This is a genomic window from Novosphingobium sp. HNCC26BN242, from assembly GCF_057180525.1.
In genome coordinates this window covers 681,993-703,720 of the sequence record NZ_JBXUGM010000001.1, presented here as the reverse complement: position 1 = coordinate 703,720, position 21,728 = coordinate 681,993, and the positions used below count along the sequence as shown (strand labels likewise).

16 protein-coding genes, 1 tRNA gene and 1 pseudogene are annotated in these 21,728 nt (G+C 58.0%); 9 read left to right on the top strand and 9 right to left on the bottom strand.

The features are described 5' to 3' along the window. Positions 1–210: 210 nt before the first annotated feature. From AC2A1F_RS03430 to AC2A1F_RS03410, 5 genes are all read left to right on the top strand, one after another. Positions 211–1,191, top strand: a complete 981-nt coding sequence (locus AC2A1F_RS03430; protein WP_484207352.1) for an SH3 domain-containing protein — start codon at positions 211–213, stop codon at positions 1,189–1,191. After that, the gene (locus tag AC2A1F_RS03425; RefSeq protein ID WP_484207351.1) at positions 1,188–2,525 is read left to right on the top strand and encodes a cytochrome P450; all 1,338 of its coding nucleotides are present in this window, start codon (positions 1,188–1,190) and stop codon (positions 2,523–2,525) included. Before AC2A1F_RS03430 ends, AC2A1F_RS03425 begins: the two co-directional genes overlap by 4 nt. Then, entirely contained in the window at positions 2,518–4,926 is a 2,409-nt protein-coding gene (locus AC2A1F_RS03420) for an efflux RND transporter permease subunit (RefSeq protein ID WP_484207350.1), read from the top strand. Before AC2A1F_RS03425 ends, AC2A1F_RS03420 begins: the two co-directional genes overlap by 8 nt. A 270-nt stretch (positions 4,927–5,196) precedes the next feature. Beyond that, positions 5,197–5,442, top strand: a complete 246-nt coding sequence (locus AC2A1F_RS03415) for a hypothetical protein (RefSeq protein WP_484208159.1) — start codon at positions 5,197–5,199, stop codon at positions 5,440–5,442. A gap of 254 nt (positions 5,443–5,696) precedes the next feature. Then, positions 5,697–7,022 carry a DNA cytosine methyltransferase gene (locus AC2A1F_RS03410; protein ID WP_484207349.1) on the top strand — a complete coding sequence of 442 codons (1,326 nt, stop codon included), beginning with the start codon at positions 5,697–5,699 and terminating at the stop codon, positions 7,020–7,022. On the opposite strand, the gene AC2A1F_RS03405 is transcribed toward AC2A1F_RS03410, so the two are convergent. The 7 genes from AC2A1F_RS03405 to AC2A1F_RS03375 all read right to left on the bottom strand — a co-directional run bounded on the left by AC2A1F_RS03405 (position 6,996) and on the right by AC2A1F_RS03375 (position 14,844). Beyond that, positions 6,996–7,835 carry a hypothetical protein gene (locus AC2A1F_RS03405; protein ID WP_484207348.1) on the bottom strand — a complete coding sequence of 280 codons (840 nt, stop codon included), beginning with the start codon at positions 7,833–7,835 and terminating at the stop codon, positions 6,996–6,998. The genes AC2A1F_RS03410 and AC2A1F_RS03405 overlap by 27 nt on opposite strands. Before the next feature lie 228 nt (positions 7,836–8,063). Next, positions 8,064–8,693 (bottom strand): HNH endonuclease family protein, encoded by a 630-nt coding sequence (locus AC2A1F_RS03400; protein ID WP_484207347.1) that lies wholly within the window; start codon positions 8,691–8,693, stop codon positions 8,064–8,066. After that, positions 8,690–9,994 (bottom strand): AAA family ATPase, encoded by a 1,305-nt coding sequence (locus tag AC2A1F_RS03395; protein ID WP_484207346.1) that lies wholly within the window; start codon positions 9,992–9,994, stop codon positions 8,690–8,692. Before AC2A1F_RS03395 ends, AC2A1F_RS03400 begins: the two co-directional genes overlap by 4 nt. Beyond that, entirely contained in the window at positions 9,978–10,184 is a 207-nt protein-coding gene (locus tag AC2A1F_RS03390; RefSeq protein ID WP_484207345.1) for a hypothetical protein, read from the bottom strand. The genes AC2A1F_RS03395 and AC2A1F_RS03390 overlap by 17 nt, the downstream gene beginning before the upstream one ends. Positions 10,185–10,760: 576 nt before the next feature. Continuing rightward, the gene (locus tag AC2A1F_RS03385; protein ID WP_484207344.1) at positions 10,761–12,551 is read right to left on the bottom strand and encodes an ADP-ribosylglycohydrolase family protein; all 1,791 of its coding nucleotides are present in this window, start codon (positions 12,549–12,551) and stop codon (positions 10,761–10,763) included. Beyond that, a complete protein-coding gene (locus AC2A1F_RS03380) occupies positions 12,548–13,243 on the bottom strand; it encodes a DarT ssDNA thymidine ADP-ribosyltransferase family protein (RefSeq protein ID WP_484207343.1) in 696 nt (231 codons plus the stop codon). The genes AC2A1F_RS03385 and AC2A1F_RS03380 overlap by 4 nt, the downstream gene beginning before the upstream one ends. After that, the gene (locus AC2A1F_RS03375) at positions 13,240–14,844 is read right to left on the bottom strand and encodes a 3'-5' exonuclease (RefSeq protein ID WP_484207342.1); all 1,605 of its coding nucleotides are present in this window, start codon (positions 14,842–14,844) and stop codon (positions 13,240–13,242) included. The genes AC2A1F_RS03380 and AC2A1F_RS03375 overlap by 4 nt, the downstream gene beginning before the upstream one ends. Between AC2A1F_RS03375 and AC2A1F_RS03370 the strand changes: the two are divergent. After that, positions 14,809–15,616: pseudogene (locus AC2A1F_RS03370) on the top strand (IS5 family transposase). The gene AC2A1F_RS03375 and the pseudogene AC2A1F_RS03370 sit on opposite strands and share 36 nt — an antisense overlap. Positions 15,617–16,252: 636 nt before the next feature. Here the strand turns inward: AC2A1F_RS03370 and AC2A1F_RS03365 are convergent. Then, positions 16,253–16,343 (bottom strand) — tRNA-Ser (locus AC2A1F_RS03365). A gap of 32 nt (positions 16,344–16,375) precedes the next feature. On the opposite strand from AC2A1F_RS03365, the gene AC2A1F_RS03360 reads away from it, so the two are divergent. The 3 genes from AC2A1F_RS03360 (at position 16,376) to AC2A1F_RS03350 (ending at position 18,977) form a co-directional block, all read left to right on the top strand. After that, entirely contained in the window at positions 16,376–17,443 is a 1,068-nt protein-coding gene (locus AC2A1F_RS03360; protein WP_484207341.1) for a peptidylprolyl isomerase, read from the top strand. After that, complete coding sequence (locus AC2A1F_RS03355) at positions 17,440–17,760, top strand: DUF1905 domain-containing protein (protein WP_484207340.1); 321 nt, start codon at positions 17,440–17,442, stop codon at positions 17,758–17,760. The genes AC2A1F_RS03360 and AC2A1F_RS03355 overlap by 4 nt, the downstream gene beginning before the upstream one ends. A 182-nt stretch (positions 17,761–17,942) precedes the next feature. Further along, a complete protein-coding gene (locus AC2A1F_RS03350) occupies positions 17,943–18,977 on the top strand; it encodes an oxidoreductase (RefSeq protein ID WP_484207339.1) in 1,035 nt (344 codons plus the stop codon). Between the two features lie 320 nt (positions 18,978–19,297). Here the strand turns inward: AC2A1F_RS03350 and AC2A1F_RS03345 are convergent, their stop codons facing one another. Then, on the bottom strand, positions 19,298–21,727 hold the full coding sequence (locus AC2A1F_RS03345) for a hybrid sensor histidine kinase/response regulator (RefSeq protein WP_484207338.1): 2,430 nt from the start codon (positions 21,725–21,727) through the stop codon (positions 19,298–19,300). Position 21,728: the final 1 nt, after the last annotated feature.

Sequence of the window (21,728 nt, the reverse complement as noted above, 5' to 3'; positions counted from 1 at the left end):
ACAAAGATATAGAAAAGCAGTACCAAAAGTGAATGTACGCCTGTCACAACGCATATGTCCGCCCCTCACACGCACTGTAGCGGCTATTGTCGCCTGTTATATTAATAGCCCCGTTTATGGTCCATACAATTCGGCAACGATTTAGAAAAATTCCTTTGAAATCGGCTTCAGGCCATTTACGTCAAGATTAAGCCGCAAGTGGGGATTCGGATGAAAGCGTCTTTTGCACGAAAGCCGCGCGTAAATCGCTTGATTTGCGCTGCTTTATCTGTCCAACTCGCAATATTACCGATTTGTGATGTGCCTTTTGCTTTTGCTGCCCCAATAATGCAGCAGAACGAGGGTGCCGATGCAGCCAATCAGGACAAGTCCCTGACTGACATGATTGCAGACCGCAATCGCGAACAGGCGGAAAAAGCCAAGGGTGTCAAGAAAACCGGCGGCATTCTGGGTGCAATCGGTGGAATTGGCACATTCTTTTTATGCGGCGGCGGCAAAAAGGGTGCCTCGGATACGACCAAGCTGCTGTGCACAGCGGCCGGTGCAGCAGTAGCTTACACTGCAGTGCTGATTTCCAATTCCATTGCAAAAAAGCTGGTCGAAAAGGATCAGAAAAAGGTACTGGCCGCAGCAAGCCAATCGTTGCGCACCGGAGAGCCGCAGCAACTCACCCTGCCAGACAGTTCAGCCAGCGCGTCTGTTGCCGGTAGTGGTCAGCCGGTTTTTCGCGAAGCCACGGTGAATATCTTTTACGATACGGTCCGCGTGGCGGATCTCAACAAAATCAAAGTGATCGCCGAACCTTATGTAGTGACCAAAGCCAACACCCTGGTCCGAGACATTCCATCGACGACGGGCAAGATATCGGGGAAACTGGCCGCCAACACTCCGCTCTATGTTTCGGGCCAGGTGGACAATTCCAACTGGTATCTGGTTTCGGAACGCGTTGTTGAAGGTGAAGAATCGGCCATGATGGCGGTCGGTTATGTTGATTCGAAGCTGTTAAAGCCCGCGGCGGCCGGTGCTGTGATGCCGGGCAAAGCCCCCCCTGCCACCATTGCGCGCAAGGATGTGCTGGCTGTGTTGAAGTGCGACAAGATCGGCTTTGCAGTCAGAGACGCCAAGGGCAAGCAGACGAACAGCACATCCGAACTTTGTCTTGGGCCGGAGGGTACGCCAATCTCGGCATGAGGGTCGGCATTGGCATGAACTATTATCCCGCGCAGGCAATAACCCAATCTTCTGAACCTGTTCATCGTCCCCCGGTGGCAAGTCCAGCGTTCACGCCTCCATCCCTGCACGTTCCCGAAAACTGGCCATCCACATGGCATTGGGTGGGAACGGCACGCCAGAATGCGCTTGGTCTGTTTCCGCAAGACTGTTTTGATCGCCTTATGACCACGCATAGCGTTGTCGGCCAACGGCTTGTGGTCCTGTCCGATCCGGCAACGATTGCCGAAGTGAACGGCAGCGCAGCATCGAATTACGCCCTTACCAACATGCATTTGCGCATGCTGGGGCCCGCGCTTGGGAAGGGCGTGATCGTGGCCGAAGGTGCAGCGTGGCGGCGGCAGCGCCGGGCGGCGATCCAGATGGTCTCGGCTGCCAATGATCGGGCGGTTTGCCCGTTCAGCGAAGATCGCATCGCCGCACAAGTTTCAGCCTGGCAAGCTGCATCAAATCCAATCGCGATCCAGAGCGACCTTTCGCTGCTGGCGATTGATCTTCTGGCAGCAGAATTGTTCCATCATCATCAAAAAATCGGTGATGGCCGGGTGCTTGATGCTATCGGCCAACACCGTGTTCTGGTTGAACGCGCCGATCTGCTCGACATGATCGGCGCCCCGGCGTGGTTGACGACACCACGCTTGTGGCGGGCAAAGCGCCTAATCCGCAGCTTCGACACAGACATTCACGCTGCCATAGCCCAAAGTTCCCGATTTGCGCCACCTGCCGATTTCGAAGCTTCGGCCCAGCGCGATCTGGTGGTCAATCTGATGTCCGGCTTTGAATCGATTGCCACGACAGCTCTCTGGCTGCTCGGGCTTGTGGCTGCGCATGCCCCCTTGCTGCATTGGTTGACAGATACGCAGCTCTCTCCTGCCCAGCGCGCTGAACGGATGGCAGCGGCCGTTACCGAAACGCTGCGCCTCTATCCGCCCTTGCCGCTGATCTACCGGCAGGCTCTGGCTGCACACGAAACCCGCTGTGGCACCATTCCGGCGCGAGCCATGGTCTGCATCTCGCCCTATGTTGTGCAACGTCATACGCGTCTGTGGGATGATCCTCAGCGGTTCGATCCCGAACGGATCATGCCTGCGGGCAAGGTGACGCCGTTCATGCCGTTTGGCCTCGGGGCCAGGCAATGCGTTGGACGGCATATCGGGCCGCGCCTTGTGGCGCTGATCGTGTCTGCCGTCCTGTCCACGCTGCGCCCGCGCCTGCACGGCCCTTTCCCGATCCCGCGCGCCGGGCTCAGCCTTCGACCTGCAACACCAATGATGATGACTTTTGATCATGGCTGAAGCAACCGGTACCATGGCCCGCATCGAGGCACGCGTAGCAGAATGGGTTGTCCAGCATGCGCGGCTGCTGTTCTGGCTTGGCCTTGCGATTTCCGTGGTGGCCACCACGGGCTTTTCGCAGATGACACTGCGGAACGATTATCGCTCGTTTTTCGATCCGGGCGATCCCATTCTGGAGCGGACCGACAAGCTCTCTGAACGCATGGGAAACAGCCGCGAAACGGCAATCATCCTCTATCGCCCACAAGATGGCAATGCGCTGAGCGCGATCAGCGTCCTGCAATATGGCCAGCTTGCCGATCAGGCCGGAACATTGCCCCACGTTACCAAGGCAGAATCGTGGTTTGATGCGGAAAAGGTTATTGCCCTGCCCGGTGTCGACGAAGCCGGGCGCCCTCGCCGGGCGCTAGTGCCGTTCCCTGAAGGTGCGGACTTGTTCACGCCCGAAGGCCTGAAGCTGTTGGCGCAAGACATTTCCTACACGCCTACGGTGAACGGACGCTTCGTTGCGCGTGATCGTACCAGCGCCACTGTAATGCTGCAGATCGATCTGGATAGCACTGCGGGCAGCCGAGTAGCGAAACTGGAATCGCTCGAACGTGAAGTCAGCCGGATCGAAAAAGACCTGCAACGGGTAGCGCCGGGTGATCAGCTGCTGCTGGTGGGGTCAACCTTGTTCGATTACACCAGCACACAAGTGCTGCGGGCAGATGTGAAGCGGCTTTTTCCGATTGCCCTGGCCATCATTCTCCTGACGATCCACTACCTTTACCGGTCATGCACATTCACAGCCTGCGCCATGCTGCTGATCGTGCTGCCTGTGATCGCCACCGGTGGCGTGATTGCGGGCGCAGGCTTTGAATTTTCAACGCTGACCGTATCGGCCCTGCTGCTGGTTGGTACACTGGCCGTGGCCGATATACTGCACATCGCAAACAGCTTCTTTCTGATCAGCGCCACCCAAACGGACGCGCAGAGCGATCCGCGCACGGCCCTGAAGCAAGCCTTGTCAAAAAACTTCTGGGCCATAACGGCGACCAGTTCAACGACCGCAGTGGGCGAAATCGCCCTCCTTTTCAGCTCCGCCCCACCCGTCCGGGTCATGGGCATCACGGTTATCGTCGGCGTCTTCATCGCGTGGTTGCTGGCGGTAATGATGCTGCCCTGGGTACTGCTGCACATACGAAATGTGCGACGCGGCGGCGCCAGTTTCTTGAGTGGCCCGCTCGCCCATTTGTCAATGGCCTGCGCCCGGCGTCCATGGCCAGTGCTCGGCGGCTTTGCCATGCTGATGATCGTCTCGGCTTACGGCATTTCGCTGAGCCGCGTCGATGACAGCATGAGCGCGTGGTTCTCAAAGGAAACGCGGTTCCGTCAGGGTATGGACATGCTCGATTCCCAATATTTGGGGCTGCGGACCATGACCTTGGCGACCAAGGTGGATGATCGGGATCGCACCATTGCCGATTCGCAGCGCGAATCAATTCCTGTGCAACAGCACTATGCCAAAGTGCAGGATCGGCTGAGTGCAGCCACCGATGGCTATTGGTTAAGCGCGGTAACCGCCTCGCGCGAGTTTTCAAAACGCATGTCCCAGCCCGGACCGACCGGGTTTCGGCCTGACCCTGCGATGATCTCGGAAAACCCGTCACCAATGTCGTCACGGGTATTGTCGGATTCAGGGCTGATGACGCAGTTCGAACCGGGGAAAATCGATTACGCAGTGTCCTATTTCGATCCGCAGGGCACAACAACTTTTGAAACACTGCGCGCAGCAGACCGGGTGACCAGTGTTGCGCAAAAGGCAGCACCGGATCGGGAACCACAGGTTCAGGGTGTGTCCCTCGCCTTCGCGTCGCTCAGCGCACGCAATTTCTACAGCATGGTGACAGGTTCCATCGCTGCCTTTGCCATCATGACAGTGTCCCTGATGGTCGTGTTCGGATCATGGCGCATGGGATTGGTCAGCATGATTCCCAATCTGGCACCACTGCTGGTGGTCTATGGCCTCTGGGGCTTTCTGGATGGGCGGATCAATATGGCAGCGGTCAGCGTGTTCAGTGTGGCCTGCGGGATCATCGTCGACGATACGATCCACCTCGTGCTTATGTACCGCCGGTTTCGCACTGCAGGCGCTTCGGTGGCAGATGCTATTGGGCAATCGATGGAATCCAGCGGAACCGGCGTGCTCGCCACGACTGTCGTGATCGCTGCAGGCTTCTTTCTTCTGGGCCTTTCGAACTTCTATCTGACAGCGCAAAAAGCGATGATGGTAGGCGGAGCCATCACAGTAGCCTTCTTTTTCGATCTGCTCGCGATGCCGGCGCTTCTTGCCATCTTCGATCAACTCGATGCAAAATTGCGCGGTGCATTGGGCAGTGGCAAACGGCGCAAAACCTAAAGCTGCCACCCAACGCAACTGTTGTTCCGACAACAGCAAGGCAATGCCAGCACAATTTGCGTGCATGCCGGGGGCAACAAAGACGTTTGACTGGCGGAGCGGGAGGAAGCCACATTTCGTGATTCCTATCAGGAATTCAGGTTCTTTCATGGGCCATCTAAGACGAGCGTACCCCCACCTATACCCCCACTTCAGTTTGCCGCCTTAGTTCGAGTGACTGGTGTGCGGAGTTGGGCTCAGTGAAGAGCGGGATGGTTGGATTTTTTTGCGATGCCAGCGAGTGAATTACGCATGTGGGCTGCCGACCTCTCGAGATGGCGTGAGGATAGCCGTATCATGGCAAGTGTGGGTAGCAAGAACACGAAGCCACAGACGGTTCTGGGGCGTGCCCATTTCGCGCTTGGCTATCGCTATCGCCATTACTCCCGCCGCTTGCCCGGACGGCGAGACTTCGTATTCCCTGCCCGAAAGAAGGCGATTTTCGTACACGGTTCTTTTTTGCATGGCCACCGATGAAGGTTGGGAAGGCTGCCAAAATCGCGGTTTGCATATTGGAAGTCGAAGAGCAAAGCGGATAAGGACAGTGACGCCCGTTCCGTGGAAGGCCTCGCTGAGCTTGGCTGGTACGCCCACGTGGTTTGGCAATGCGGGCTGCGTGAGTTGGAATGTGTGATCGAACGTGTAGAGCAGCTCCTTAACGACGAATGACGGGTTTTCTTTCACGTTTCGTTCCACTAAGATTCCGCGCAAACTGCCTGACAGGGAAACGCATGACACGACCGATTGGTATTGACCTTTTTGCAGGCGCGGGCGGCATGAGCCTTGGATTCGAGCAAGCCGGGTTCGACGTGGTTGCGGCAGTTGAGATCGATCCGATCCATTGCGCAGTCCACAAGTTCAATTTTCCCCACTGCGCAGTCATCCCCCGTTCGGTAACCGCCGTGACGGGCGAGGATATTCGGCGCGAGGCGAAGCTAGGCAATCGAACGGTCGATGTGGTTTTCGGCGGTGCTCCTTGCCAAGGCTTCTCGATGATCGGTCAGCGAGCGCTCGACGATCCACGAAACTCCCTCGTGCGCGACTTCGTGCGGATCGTGCATGAACTTGAGGCGAGCTACTTCGTGTTCGAGAACGTGAAGGGCCTGACCGTTGGGAAGCACCGGAAATTCCTTGAAGAGCTGATCGAAGCATTTGAAGGCGGCGGCGCATACCGCGTCACCCTCAAAGAGCAGGTTCTGAACGCTGCCGACTTCGGGGTTCCGCAAAATCGGCACCGTCTGTTCCTCATGGGAGCACGGCACGGGCATAAACTGCCTTTGTATCCGGACCGGATTACCCACGCGGCTGGTACAATTAATTGCGGATCCCCGGATGGTCCATCGTGCGAAGATGCGTTGGGAGACCTACCCGATGCAGAGCAGTTTAAGTCATTGTGGAAGAGCGACACGGTCTCGATTGCAAAATGGGGTGCACCTAGCCCATATGCCAAAGAGTTACGCTGCATTACAAACGACGCATGGCACTTTGGACATCCGCGCGACTGGAATCCTTCGTTGCTCACGTCGAGTTTGCTAACCGAGCATACAGAGATTTCGCGTCGTCGTTTTCGTAGCATCGAAGGAGGCAGGGTCGAGCCTATCTCTCGATTTTTCAAGCTCGCTGCGGGCGGCGTATCCAACACTCTTCGCGCAGGCACGGACGCCGCCCGAGGTGCATTCACCAGTCCTCGCCCGATCCATTACAAGTACGACCGCTGCGTCACCGTTCGTGAGATGGCTAGGCTGCACGGATACCCTGACTGGTTCCGTTTCCATGAGACGAAATGGCATGGCGCACGACAAATAGGCAATTCGGTGCCACCACCCCTTGCCCGCGCTGTTGCCGGTAGAGTTATCAAAGCGCTGGGCGTCGACCCAACTAGACCAGCCCGCAGCCTAGCTCTCGGCGACCCAAAGCTCTTGTACATGGACATGTCCCAAGCGTCCGCATTTTGGAAAGTCGATAACCCGATTTCAGGTCGCGACCGCAAGAGCGGTGCGCGCAAGCGCAAACAGTCGGAAATTGAAGCGTCAAATGCCCTTGATGCGAGGCAGTAGTTCGAAGATAGCGTCACTCACCAGCGTGAGCGCATTTAAGTTACCAGCATGTTCTTTTGAAACTGCTTCGAACTCGGTCACATAAAAGCCGACTCCTTTGATCGCACGCAGGCCGATAGGCACGACGGTTTCCACATCGTCAGTCGCGGTGAAGGCTGCCTGCACCTGATTGATTATCTGGCTAGGTATCAGCGGGTCTTTTGCCTGCTTTGCCTCGCAAGTCACGAGAACTGGCTTAGAGTCCTTTGCGCTGCCTGCGTGACCCAAAAACAGCGCGTCAATCTCTGTTGATCGCAATTTGATGCCCATCTGCAGATGAGCCAACTCTAAGAACTGAAACGATCCGGCAACAGCGAAGTGAGTTTCGATAATCTTGAGATTGATCGCGACCTGGATCAGCCAAGTCTCGTCTGACCTGCCCAGCGATTTCGTCACGAGCGGGATGCTGATGGACTGAATTTTGTATCGATCCGCGTCGAGCCGGATAGGGAACGCGTCCGGAAATGCCTCCGCTTGCCCCGCTGCAAACAGAATGAACTCGAAGCACTCACCCTCGCCAGTGCGTTGTACCGCGGCGTAGTTCCTATTCGCCACCGATTCCGGCCAATTCCGAGAGGTATTCCCGCCGCGTAGCAGGTCTTTCATGAAGTTGGCTGGGTTTCTGTCGCTAAGCGTTACGCCTCTCGGCCTGCATTCCCTGATCGCCTCAGCGACATCATTGAGACTCATCAAAGTCCGCCGAAGGGTCCGTGACTGCTCATCCCAGTGCTTATCGAACAAGTGCTCGATTACTATCGTTTTCTGCGAAGCCATGCAGAGCTAGATAGCCTACTGGCGGTCCGCGTGGAAGCATGCGCCGATTTTATTGCATCTTTTCTGACGGCAAGGGCAACACCTGAAGTCTCATGGAATATCTCCAATCCTCAAGAATCTGAGCGCGAACGGTCTTCCACCAACCAGAAGTCTATATTGGCTGCAGACGTTTTATTATGAAAAAATAATTCTCACATTTTTTCTGAAACGACATTGATCTCGAACGCCTTAGATCTTCATGATAAGACCCTTCTGGCTCATCTCGCCCAATGCAGAAAGAAACAATTCTCGACCTATACCATGGAGGTGCTCGATATCGTCATCTAGGAGTACATCTTTGGCTCGTTCCTTTGCACGTTCTGGGGACATCAAATTGAAGAGCCTAATGGTCTCTGCTCCCTTTGCTGAACCGTTTTTTGGGCTTATCAAGATAGCCTTGTCAGCCACTCCAAAATTCAGATGATCAGCAGGATCGTCAAAAAAAGGATGCACAATGGTAAAAGTCGTGCGCCGATAGCTAGATGCCGCGACGGCAACCGTATCGGCCTCGCCCTTACAATCAACGTTGCAACAGTAGCATGCCAACACCATATTGGTCGGCCAAAATGTCCAACTGTAATGTGGGCTCTTAGGTGCGATATGATCTCTGTGAGGGCGTTTCTCGAACAAGCGGGTGCCGCAATATGCACATCGTTTTGATTGTGCGGCCATCATTGTTGTTGTCACACTCTTCTTGAAGTTCCCGTATTTTCCATCATTGCGCTTCCAGAGTTTTTGGGCGGTCGCAACATCAGAAAGCTTAGAGCGCAAAAAGCGAACAACTTTTATGTCGAATGGCGGTACGTCCAACTTCTTCATACGATTGCGTCTCTGTAGTCTCTTATTGACCCAACAACTTGAGCTAATGCGTCTGCGCTTTCCAAATTCAAGCGATCTGCCTTTTTCAAAAATTTGTCAATTCGATGGCGATCTGTTCCATTCTCTTGAATATGCAGCAGAACGGATGCCAACTCTCTTTGGAAGCCAAAACTGGAAGCAGATGGAATATCCAGAACTTGATATAGCACGGACTCAGGACCCCAACCTTCAAACTCAGCATCGACCGTCGAAGCCCTTAATCGTTCTTTGTTTCGCTCAATCAGAACGACACTAGATTCTCCGAATGGCAGGCTCGATATCAGATGCGGCGAATGGGTGGCGATCAATACGTGGCTTCCTGGTGCCTCTGACAGAGACTGAGAGACAAGGTCGATATAATGTTGTTGCCATGCAGTGTTGAGACTTACTTCAGGCTCGTCGATTGCAATTAAACAGCCTGGCTCGGCGTGTGCGATGAGTTTTGCTCCTGTAGACAAAATATTTTGCTCACCTGAGCTTAACTGTCCGAATTCCGCCCAGCCCTGCCAAGCCTCTCCTTTAATCGCTACATTTGGCCATGAGAAAAACCGACCTCTAATAGCTGTTGTAACCGCTGGCTGTAGTTCTGCCAGCTCAACCAGAGAATCGACGTCCAACGCATCTAGTCTCAAGACGAGGCCTGAGCCGCTAAGTCCTCTACTCCCGAAGCTTTCGGTCCCTTGAGTTCGGCTGCGGAGATACTGAAAAAGTTGGATAAGTGAGGGAACGGACTCGGCGGCGCTCTCAAGTAGCCGTTCATTCTTGATTCTAGCGCTACCTCGCACACGAGCCATTCGCTGGGCAAAGGCGTTCACTGGATCGGGATCGGACAGAAATTTATCGATCTGTGATCGCGAAACACGATCAAAAGTGAGGGCAATTTCACGGGTTCCGCCAAACACTAACTCAACCCATTTTTGAAAAAGACCGCGTTTAGCTCGATCTCCGTAGAGGCGCATGACGGCCTCAGCGACGGAACGTTGCATTGAGCCCGTTGTCATCAGGTTTGTTGCCTGCCTCACTCCCAGATAATGGTAAAAATCGTCATCGTCGGGATCATTTAGGACAAATCGAAAGCGGTCCATCACAAGATTGGACAGCACAAGAATTTTTGTCGGTAGAGGCGTACCGTCCAAGGCATTGCGAGAACCTCGAATTTCGTCTCCTCTGCTATCGAGTATTTCACAGACAAGTCCATGAGTTCCAGACGCGTCGTATCGTTTGGAGACTTTTCTTTCAGACATCTCATCGTGGAGTTTCATCGTGGAGTTCGCAGAAGCGATCCACAATGCTTGCCAAAATTCGGCTCTTGCTGGTGCCGTTGGCTCCTGTGATCAATGTAATGTGCGACTTGTAAGCCTGAGCATTGGGGCCGAGGAAATCAATGGCCTGCGGAACACCGTCGCTTATAAGGAACTGCGCTGATTTGAGCTGAAATGTGGGAAGTGCCACGATTTACCAACCTTTCCGGAAAAAAACTTGCTAACTTCGCCGTTGCTGAACTTCTTACTTTCGCGCTTGTTCAAGGACATGATCACTCTTGATGGCTTGTTTTGACAGCACAGGTTTTCTCACCGAATCATACACTTAATAAAAAAGTATTCTCCTGCGACTACACGTTTCAGCGGTGCGGATCGGCACCACCTTTTTGGAACGCAACGTCTTTGTAACAAAAGGGAACTCCGAGGGAGTGTCCGCTTGGAGAAAAAATCGCGATAGCTGCGCTACTACAGCAAAAGTCGGATCTCCCCCCTCAAGGGTCAATCGCAGATCGTGCAATGAATGGCACCTTTCCGGATCGGTCTTTGATCGCCTTGATACTGGGTTGAACTCAGGTGGTCGCTATCTCGGCTGTCCGGTGTTCGCGTAATCGAGCCCGACCTCGCCCGTCGCGCGCACGGCATGCTCGAACAAAACCGTGATGCCTTGGTGGTCGCTGGTCATTCCGCCCATCGGCGACGGCTGCCCTTAAAGGCATGCCATCGAAGTATAAGCACTGGACGACGGCGTCTTTTCGCTGGTTCGCAGCTAGCTGTCAGCGGCATGGCGATGCATCTGATAGATCTCGACACGGTATCCATCTGGGTCGAGACACTTTAGCCGCGTACGATCATCGCGCTCGTCGATGCGAGACGATCCTTCCGGCATAAGCCGCTCATAGGCAGCGAGGCTTAGCCGAACATTGGCAACTTCGGCGAAGACCGTGACTTGATCTGTGACGCCGTCCACATGGCCCACTTCAACTATCGACAGAACGCCCCCCAGATTCACAGACTTGGCGGTTCGTTTACTGATCCGCAGCCCTAGGATTTCGCGGTAAAAGTCCACGGACCGGGCGAGGTCGGAAACCACCAATCGAAGCCCGAGATGCAATGGGGCAGGCATTCCTGCCGGCGAACTGAAGCCGAGTTCAGTCTCGGTGCTGAAACTTTCGGGCGATTGCCCCGTCCTTTTGCCCAGTTTCTTCACGAAGAGCGTTTGCCCATCGTCAAGCGTGAGCTGCCACGCGTTCGCCGTAAGCGACGGTGACTTTGGAACAATGCCGTCCCAACTTTCGGCTCGAGCGGTCAAACCATTGGGAAGTTTGACCGGAGACGGCTGGCGAAGCTCCGCAAGTTGCGAGAGGAAAGCGGCGAGTGCGGCCTTAGTGACTGGACGATGCCCGGCGCGCGGGGCGGCATCTTCGGGAAGATCGTAAATTTCATCCGCCGTACGACGGATCGTTTCGCGATCTTGTAGGTCTCGAAGGAAAGGCGAAAGCCATTCTAGGCCTATCGCGGCACCGAGCAGTCCGCCGGTCATTGAGGCGAGCGTATCGGTGTCCGCCCCTTTTGCAAGCGCTGCCTGTTTCACACCTTCTACCGGATCCGCGGCGTGCCGTGAGGCGAGGAAAAGCGCTGCAGCCGCGTTGACTGTGCCTGATCCATTCACACGCTTGTCAAAACAGCCCAGTTCCTTGAGCACGTCCTCATCGATTACGGCAACGCCGCCCGCGAGCCCGGCCAAGCATTGATTTAGGAGATCGAGTTGCTCCCGTACTGCATCCCTCCACAGGGCCTGATAGGCACCGGAGTGACCGGCCGCCTCAGTCCAGCTTGGCCAGCGCTCGGTCACAGAAGGTATGGCGCCCCATGCCTGATGGTTCAAGCTAACTACATTGAGGAGCTGGCCGTAGCCAAGCGTTCCGCGCTGCCGCAGCGCCGCCCAGAGGCCATAGCCATATGCCAACGCTCCGACCAAGGCGCGTGGATGACCGTGGGTCGTAACACCATCAGTCATGATGTCCACGGCGAGTGCGGAAAAGCAGGTGTCGCCCACGCGGCGGAGACAATGCGGTAGGATCCGCATGGCGACGCCATTGCCGCCCGCAGCGAGATACCGATCCACGTCATTGGGCTTGGCATCCCATGGCGCCCGTCCGGCGAGCCAGGTAGTTGCCGCGCGTTTGGTCGCGCCGCCGCCGCCACGCTGATAAAGCGTCCACAGTGGAAGCTCTTGGGAAGCAAAGAGGAGCCACCAGGCAGAAGGGTCGCGTAGCAACGACCGCGCACAAGCTAGGATTAACTGGGTATCGTCGCTGTAGCTTCCCGCGCTGATCGCTTCCTCGTGAGGCTGAAAGCGACCACCGGAGCGCTTCGTCCAAGCGTCGAAACCAAGGTTAGGCGACTTTCGATTGCCGCTGGCCCGGGAGGCGCGCATTTCGTGCGGCCACCCCATCGCATCCCCAACTGCGGCACCCAAAAACGCGCCTTCCGCGCGGTCGCGCTTGGGCCGGAACGCGGTGCTGCCATCTTCATTGAGAGGTGAATGGTTGGTCATGCAGTCCACAGTGTTTCGGATGGTCTTTGCCCTGCTCGGATGGCCTTGCTGAGAGCGTACTTGTCGAACAAGGTGGGGGATACCACAAACTTCAGGTCGCCTACGTCGATACCCAGAATCTCGAGCCGGACACGTTCCGCTTGGGCTTGCTCGTCGCTCGAAAGCCCTATCGCCTTGATCTTAGCTGGTGGGATTGAGTCAGGCACCAGCACCTCCGCCTGGTCATCGGTCGGCGAACAAGGCAGATGCAGGAGCGTGCGGCCGCGCACCTTTCCTTGCGCTCCGGGTACCGAGGGCGCGAACATGCTGGCAAAAGCTTCTTCCCCCGCGCATACATAGGCGCCATAGCCAGCGGCGGCGTTTCGCGGACAAAACAAGGTTCCTTCAGACGCGAGCACAGTCGGATCGATAAAGATCACGACCCAGTCACGAAACAGAATTTCGCCTTTTCGGGCACGGTCGAGATACCAGGCGTTCGGATATTCGATCGAGCAACAGATGTGATCGGGATGGCCGTCGAGGCGATGGAGATCGGTGGGATTGAAGAGCAGCCGATCCTCTTCTTCAAGCAACCTAGAGGGCAAAATCCCGGCGCCGCCCGCCAAGATATGGGCAAGGCTGCGCGAGGGCGTGAAGTGGCAAAGCCGGGTGATGCCCCGCTTGGCAACATCCCGTTGGATAATTTCGATCATCCTTCGACTTCCAGGTAGAGTGAGCGGTTCGACGGAAGTAACGCGGTACGCTCGCCTGTATATGTCAAAAGCAGAGCCGTCCTTGCGCGCGTAACACCTACATACAGGATGCGCCCATCGGTTGCGGTTGCGTCTTCAAGACCGCTCTTCTCGACAGCAATAGGGTGCGGTAGCTCCGCGTCCGAAAGGTGCGGCAGGATGACACTATCGAATTCAAGGCCCTTTCCGCTGTGCAGAGTGCCGATCCAGATCCCGGAGGACTCCTTCCAGATCGAAAGTGAATCGGTGAGCGACCGCGCTTCGGGCAGTTTCGAGCTGAATGCCCGAGCCTGCGCCCGCGTTCGGGTAAGGATCGCCACGCTCCTAGTTCTGGCGAAGCGCGTGGCACGGTCGGCCACGAAGGCTATCTCTTGGTCCCGGTCGGTGAAGTGAACCAATGTGGGCTTCGGGCCGTCGGCTGCGGGCTGCTTAGGCGCAACCAAGTCAGCTTCCCCGGCATAATAATGCATGCGAGAGATCGCCAAAGCTAAGTCCGCGATGGCTTGGGTGTTGCGGTAATTCTCTTCGAAATGCCAGATTTTTGGAGGGCTGAGGCCTGCAGATCTCCAAGTCATTTGGTTGCCGTAGATCTGCTGCGCCACATCGCCGAAAAAGGTGAACGACCCGTCTTGTGGTACAGCCTTGGATAAGGCGCGGAGCATCTCCGGTGAAAGGTCTTGACCCTCATCGACAATGACGTGCTTGTAGAGCCGGGGCTTTGCGTCGGCGTCGAACGAGTTCGCGACTGCCGACGCGATGTCATCAACGTCATAACGATAACCAGCCTCGCCACGCAGCCTGCGATATTCCTCGAGAATCTTCCACATTGTGGGGCGCAGCGAACGAATGAGACGCGCGTCAGCGCGTCCAGTCCTGCTGGCCGAGGAGTAATCGTCCGCGCTCACGATTCCGTGGCGCGACAACCAACGGATTTCGTCTTCGAAGAAGGAAACCGACCTGTTGAAGAACGCGTGGGCATCGTGATCGACGGCGACATTCGCAACCGCGTGCTGGACGAGCCCAGCATAGCGGTTGGTTGGCAGGATCGAACTTCCGTTCATCTGCCCGCGCGCGCTCAGATATCCGCGCGCGAAGCGATGGAAGTTCTCGACCGTGACACCGCGCAGTATATCGGCCGCGAGGAATCGAATATAGGAGCCCAACGTCTTGTTGAATGTGATCAGAAGGGTCTTGCCGGACCCTGGGAAGTTGGCAGTCGACAGCAATGCCGCTCGTAGAACGGCCATTGATGTCTTGCCGCTGCCAGCGGTTCCTAGGATCACCTGGTGACCTTGCGTCGGTAGGTATACGACCTCGCGCTGACGTCCGATCGGTTTCGGTAGTGCCACGAATCCCCCAAAATGGCGTCGTCTTCTACGGAACGCCAAAGCGCTTGCTACGTCGTGTACCCGGAATCGCCAAGCTATTCGCTCCCGTTTCGGGAAAAATCTAAGAGTCCGAACCGAAAGTTGTTGTGCAATACCAGCATGTTGTGATTCACGCCTCTTTGCGAAGAGATGGAGTGAATTATAGCATGGACTGGTATTGCCCGGCGTGTGCATAGCCGGGAGGGATTGCGATATCCATAGGATATGACGGATGCCGAGTGGGCGCTGACAGCGCCATTCGTGCCTCCGGCACAGCGTGGAGGCCGACCTCGAACGGCAGACATGCGCCAAGTTCTGAACGCGATTTTGTATATTGCCGCGAGCGGGTGCGCGTGGCGACTTTTGCCGAAATGCTTTGCTCCGGTGTCGACAGTGCAGTGCTACTTCTACGCTTGGCGCGACGCCGGCCTGTTTGAAGCCATCAACACCGTGCTGGTAGTGAACCTGCGCGAAATCGAAGGACGGGCAGCTTCTCCCAGTGCTGGAGTGATCGACAGCCAGTCGGTGAAGATCCCCTGAAACGTAGCTCAGCGCAGCTAAAGTGGCGGAATATCAGGCTTTGACGCGGGCAAAAAGGTCAAAGGGCGCAATCGACAAATACTGACTGACACCTGCGGTTTTCTGATCTTCATCCCCGTGCACGCCGCCGACATGCAGGACCGCGATGGGGCCGTAAATGTACTGGCCGCTATTCGCATGCGGTTCTCCTGGTTGCGCCACGTGTTCGCCGATGGCGGCTATACAGGCTATAAACAACGGTCTGCCCTCGCTGGCATGGGCAAGTGGGCAATCGACATCATCAAACGATCGGACAAGGCCATAGGCTTCGAACTGCTCCCCCGGCGATGGGTAGTTGAACGCACTTTCGCAGGGCTCAACCGCTTGAGCACTGATCGCTTCAATCCGCATGCTCACGCGCAGAACTGCAAGATGTTGCTTCGCTTGAGAAACTTTTGAATCAGGCACTAAGCGACGTTCGGTTGCCTTGGCTGCTCAAGGGCTTTTGACCGACTAAGATAACGGTCCATTGATTTGCAAGCAGTTGGGGTTAATCTAACCCACCGGCGCCTCTTGGCTCCGCTCCGCTCCGCCGGGCGATAAAGGCTCGCGTTATAGCGAGGTTGCATGCGCCCAATATGTCGGGTGGTCGGTCATCGTTCCGGTATCCTGATTGGATATCGCGAGGTGTGTAAGCCTTATCCTTACCCTTCGCGGCGCGGCACTGCGTGTCAGTCAGCATCTAAAAATTTCCTCCAAGAGTTTGCATTCGCAAAGCTCTCAAGGTCACCTTCGTCGCCTGCCGCGACAGGCTCAACAGTTTATAAGACGCTGACAACTCATGACATTTATTGGAAGTGGTTGAGAAATTGACTTAGCTCAGAGCTAAGCCAAGTTGCGGGCATTACCAAGATCACCGCCAAGTCTGCGTACCCCCAAAACACCCATTCCATACCCCCAGCAATACCCCCACGGGGTTGAGATGCCCTGAAATCTCGTGATGTTCGCTGACACGGATTTGGAGGCGAAACCTCCGGAAAGCCGGAGGTTTTGACCTCTTATGGAAGCTGCTGAACACGGGGAATGGCGGAGCGGGAGGGATTCGAACCCTCGATGAGCTTTTGGCCCATACTCACTTTCCAGGCGAGCGCCTTCGACCACTCGGCCACCGCTCCGCATCTTGCTCTGGAAGAGCGCCCCTAGCCGCATGTCTTGGCTTTCGCAAGGCATCGGTTCCTGCAATGATGAACTTATGTCGCTGCTCGCCTTGCTCGCCGCTGTTGCGGCCTCGCCCGAACCTGTCACGCCGCCTGCCAAGACACTTGCTCCGACCGAGATCGTGGCGGCTGCACCTGCAACGGATTGGGTGGTGATTGCGCCTGCCGATCTGTTGGTGATGGACCTTGCGCCCGATGCCGCGCCCGATGCTGCAGGGCGCCCGCGCCGGGTGGTGATCCAGCTGCTGCCCGCGCCGTTTTCTCAAGGGTGGGTCGGCAATATCCGCAAGCTGGCCGCCGCGCACTGGTGGGATGGCACCTCGATCAACCGCGCGCAGGACAATTACGTGGTGCAGTGGGGTGATCCCGATGGCGAGGACAAGGCAAAGGCCAAGGCTTTGCCGGAGGGGTTGGCGGTTGTGGCGCAGAGTGAGTACGAGAAGCCTGCTGCTGTGGTTAAGTCGCCACGCTACGGCAAAAGCAGCGGTGCGGCCTATGTCTATCGACTGCTTCGCGAATTTGGGGATAAAGAAAGTACAACGTCGTCCAAGAATCTTGCGCCACACATCGTAGGCTCTGATGGTGACAGCTACGCGGCTTATTTGGGGTGGGAAAGCGGCTGGCCCGTCGCAAGTGACTTTACAAATGCATGGCCCATCCACTGCTACGGCACCGTTGGCGTGGGCCGCAACGAACCGCCAGACACCGGCACCGGCGCGGAACTCTACGCCGTCATCGGCCACGCCCCGCGTCAGCTTGATCGCAACATCGCGGTCGTCGGACGGGTGATCGAGGGGATGGAGCACCTCTCCACCCTGCCGCGCGGCACCGGCGATATGGGCTTTTACAAGACCGCGCCCGAACGCACGCCGATCCGCGCCATTCGCAACGGCACCGACGTGCCCGATCTTCCCGCGTTCGAATATCTCGGCACCGAAAGCCAGAGCTTCGCCCGCTATGCTGATGCCCGCGCCAATCGCCGCGATGCCTTCTACATCCAGCCCGCAGGCGGCGTGGACATCTGCAACGTTCCGGTGCCCATCCGCCGCCGCAAATGAGCGAGCCTGCCTATCCACTCACCACCACGCTGTGGCGCTGGACGGGCGGGGCGAATGGTGGGGACTGGTTCTTCGTCACCATCGATGGCGAGGTGGGCGAAGCGCTTTCAGCCACCGCGCTGATGCACCGGCTGGAAACCGGGCGACGCTCTGGCTGGGGATCGGTGAAGCTGGGCGCGCAGGTCGGCGAAACCGCCTGGCGCACTTCGGCGTTTCCCAGCAAGGAACAGGGTTGGATCGTCCCCATCAAAGCCGCCGTGCGCAAGGCTGAAGGGCTGGTTGAGGGTGAGGCTTTTGAGATTACGCTGACGTTCTAATCAAACAGCCCACCCCCAACCCCTCCCGCAAGCGGGAGGAGGGAAAGTTACGCCGGTTCTTGCCCTCCCGCCTGCGGGAGGGCCGCGAGACTTACGGAACGCAGGGACGTTAGTCGCAGCGGGGTGGGCAATCTTCACTCACCTCAGTAAACCCAGCCCAATCCCAACCCCAAGGACACCAAGTGCACCACAACGTCGCCCTCATCGGCTATGGCTACGCCGGAAAGACCTTCCACGCCCCGCTGATTCAAGCCGAACCCGGCCTTCGTCTCGCCGCTGTAGTCTCAAGCAATCCGGCCAAGGTCCACGCAGACCTGCCCGATATGAGCGTAGAGGCAGACATCGCCGTCATCCTCGCCGACCCGACGATTGACCTCGTCGTCATCGCCACGCCTAACGATAGCCACGCCCCCCTCGCCCACGCCGCGATTGACGCGGGCAAGGCGCTGGTGGTGGACAAGCCCCTCGCCCTCACCTTGGCCGAAGCACGGCAAATCGCCGCCCACGCGGGGCAACGCGGCACGCTGCTCAGCGTGTTCCACAACCGCCGCAGGGACGGCGATTTCCTGACCATCGCGAACGCAATCGAACAGGGTCTGATCGGCAAAGTCGCCCACTTCGAAAGCCACTTCGACCGCTTCCGTCCCACGGTGCGCAACCGCTGGCGCGAGAACCCCGGCCCCGGCAGCGGCGTCTGGGCCGATCTGGGGCCGCACCTTGTCGATCAGGCACTCTGCCTGTTCGGCCTGCCAGAGCGCGTGATAGCCAGCCTTGGAACGCTGCGCGAAGGCGCACAGACCGATGATTGGGCGCATGTCGTGCTCGAATACCCAGACAAGCGCTGCGTGCTCCACGCCGGAATGCTGGTGGCGGGTGGCTCCCCGCGCTTCATCGTCCACGGCAGCGAAGGCAGCCTGATCAAGCACGGCCTTGATCCGCAAGAAAACCAGTTGCTCAGCGGCCTGCGCCCCAGCGCGCCCGATTGGGGGCGCGAGACCAATCCCCTCACCCGCCACGATGCGGAAGGCAATGCTCATCCGCTAGCACTAATGTCCGGCGATTACCCCCGCTACTACGCCGGGATCGCCGCCGCCCTCGATGGCGCGCCGTTGGAGGTGACACCAGAGCAATCGCTCGCCGTGATGGCCGTGGTTGAAGCTGCGACGGAAGCTGCACGCACTGGCATGGCCCAGCCGGTCCCGCCATTTCGGTTGTAAATCGGCTGTCCTACACGCCCAGCATCAAGGCAGGCTTTGCACAGCTACTTGAACCGTCAATTGCCTGTCGAAACGCAGTGCTAAACCGTCGCCCACCCCCAACCCCTCCCGCAAGCGGGAGGGGGGAAGAAGGCTCTGATCCCGCCTTCCCGCTTGCGGGAGGGCCGCGAGACTTGGCCTTTCGCAGAAAGGCTTAGTCGCAGCGGGGTGGGCTTCCCACGTCAGGAATAACGCGCCAACAAGACCCACTGAGTTACTTTCTTTGGACTGTGTAAACCCCGTAAACCCCTTCAGGAAACCGCCCCGTTTCCTGAACGAGATCACCGCCCGCGCAATACCATTTCTACCGCTTCGCAAATCTGCTGGACGGAAAATGGCTTGGCCAGAAAGTGCATGTTCGGAATGTCGATCTCACGCCGAAGCTGCTCCTCGGCATAGCCCGACATGAACAGGAACGGCAGATCGGGCTTCAGCGCACGGATCTCTCGCGCCATCGCCGGGCCGTCCATCGTCGGCATGACCACATCGGAAACGACAATATCAAACTCACCGCGCCCAATAGCTTCCAAGCCTTCCTCACCGTCCGAAGCGGTGGTCACTTCAAAGCCCTGCCGCACCAGCGCGCGCTCGGCCACGGCGCGCACGGTGTCCTCGTCCTCCACCAGCAGCACCTTGCCCCCGCCCGACCATTGCCGTTTGGGTTCCGCTGCGATCGGCTTGGTCGCTTGCGCCATCTCGGCGGCATCGGGATGGTGGACCGGAAGATAGATGCTGAACCGCGTGAACTTGCCCACTTCGCTTTCGGCAAAGATGAACCCGCCCGATTGTTTCACGATGCCATAGACGGTCGAAAGCCCAAGTCCGGTTCCCTTGCCCTTCTCCTTTGTGGTGAAGAAGGGCTCGAAGATTTTGCCGATCTGGTTCGGCTTGATGCCATGGCCGTTGTCCTCCACCATCAGCGCGGTGTAATCGCCGATGGGCAGAATTTCGCTTTTCATCGCCCGCACATCGGCAGCGGTCACGCGACGGGTCATCAGTTTGACGACGCCCGCTGCGCCTTTAACGCCACCTGCTGCCAGCTTGTCGTTGATCGCATCGCGCGCATTGACGGCAAGGTTCAGCAGCACCTGCTCAAGCTGTGTCGGGTCGGCGCGGATGAAGCCCAAGTCGCGGTCGTGCGTTACCTCCAGCGTGATCCGTTCGCCGATCAAGCGCTTGAGAAGCGCGGACACTTCGGCCACCACATCGGGCAGTTGCAGCACTTGCGGGCGCAGCGTCTGCTGGCGCGAAAAAGCCAGCAATTGCCGCGTCAGCGAAGCCGCACGGTTTGAATTCGCCTTGATCTGCTGGATATCGTCATAGTCGCTGTCGCCCGGCGTGTGGCGCATCAGCATCAGGTCGCAATAGCCGATGATCGCGGTCAGCACGTTGTTGAAATCGTGCGCCACGCCGCCCGCCAATTGCCCCACCGCCTGCATCTTGGTCGCCTGCGCAATCTCGCGCTTGAGCCGGGTTTCTTCAGAGGAGTCCTTGAGGCTCAGCAGCACCGCCCCCTCGCCCAGCCCGCGCACGCCGGCCAAGCTGAGCGAGACCGGCTCTTCGGGCGAGGCGCGCAACCGCACCGCCACGTCGCCCGCCGTCGCTTGGCCCTGCGCATAGCGGCGCACCGCATCGAGCAGCGCGCTCTTGTCTTCCTTGATCACAAGGTCCGCAGGATAAGGCGGCGGGATCGTGTCTTCATGCCCGGCCGCGCGCAGGAAGGCGGCGTTGGCAAACAGGAAACGCCCGTCCCGGTCAGTCATCGCCAGACCCAGCGGCAGGCGCGCCAGCAGCGCTTCGATCTGCGGCAGGCCTGCGCGGATGTCGCCCACGCTGTGCTGGTTATCGATCAGCAGGAACAGTGATGCGGTGCGCGCCGGATCGGTGTTGGCCACGCCGTCAGGATCGGCCACCGGCAGATGGACAAGCCGCACCGGCGTGCCTTTGCCCCCTTCACGGGCATAGAACACGCGCTCTGAGTCGTCGCTGGCAAGATACGATACGAAATCGGTGCCCGTAATTTCACTGCCCGCGTTGCCTGTGGCCCGTTGCGCAAAGGCAGAGTTGGCGGCCAGCACCACACCGTCGGGGTTTACGACCACGGCCTGCAACCCTTCGCGGGCCAGCGCGCGGCCCAGCTTGCCGCCCACGTGCGCGGCCATATCGGCAACAAGGTTTTGCGTGACCACTGGCTTAAACCGCCAGATCAGGAAATCCTCGCCCCGTCCCACGCGGCTAAGTTCGGCGCGCCAGGTGCCGCTGGCAGAGGTGAGCGCATGGGCACTCGCGCTGCCATCGCGCCAGGCAGCGCGCAGTGCATCCTCCAGCGCTTCGACACCGGCCTTTTCCAACGGCAAGCGCGGCGGCGCTGCCCCTGCGCCAAACCATTCCCCCATCAGCGCATTGGCGCAGACCATGCGCCCGGCGCGATCGGTTATGGCTATCGCGGCATCGGTGCTTTCGATGGCCGCGTTGGTGACTGACCAGTCAGGCGCGGCAAAATCGGCCGACACTGCCGATGGCGCGGGGCGATAGGCCAGCCGCAGCGCCGCGCCGATCACGCCGACCCCGCCCAGAAACCCGCCGATCACCAGCGGTTGACCCGAAACAGCCCACAACGCGCCCGCACTGGCAATGACCGCGCCGCTCAGCAGGAGCCAATCGCGCAAGGGGGCAGTTGCTGTGCCTGCATCAGACCCTGCAATCGCCATC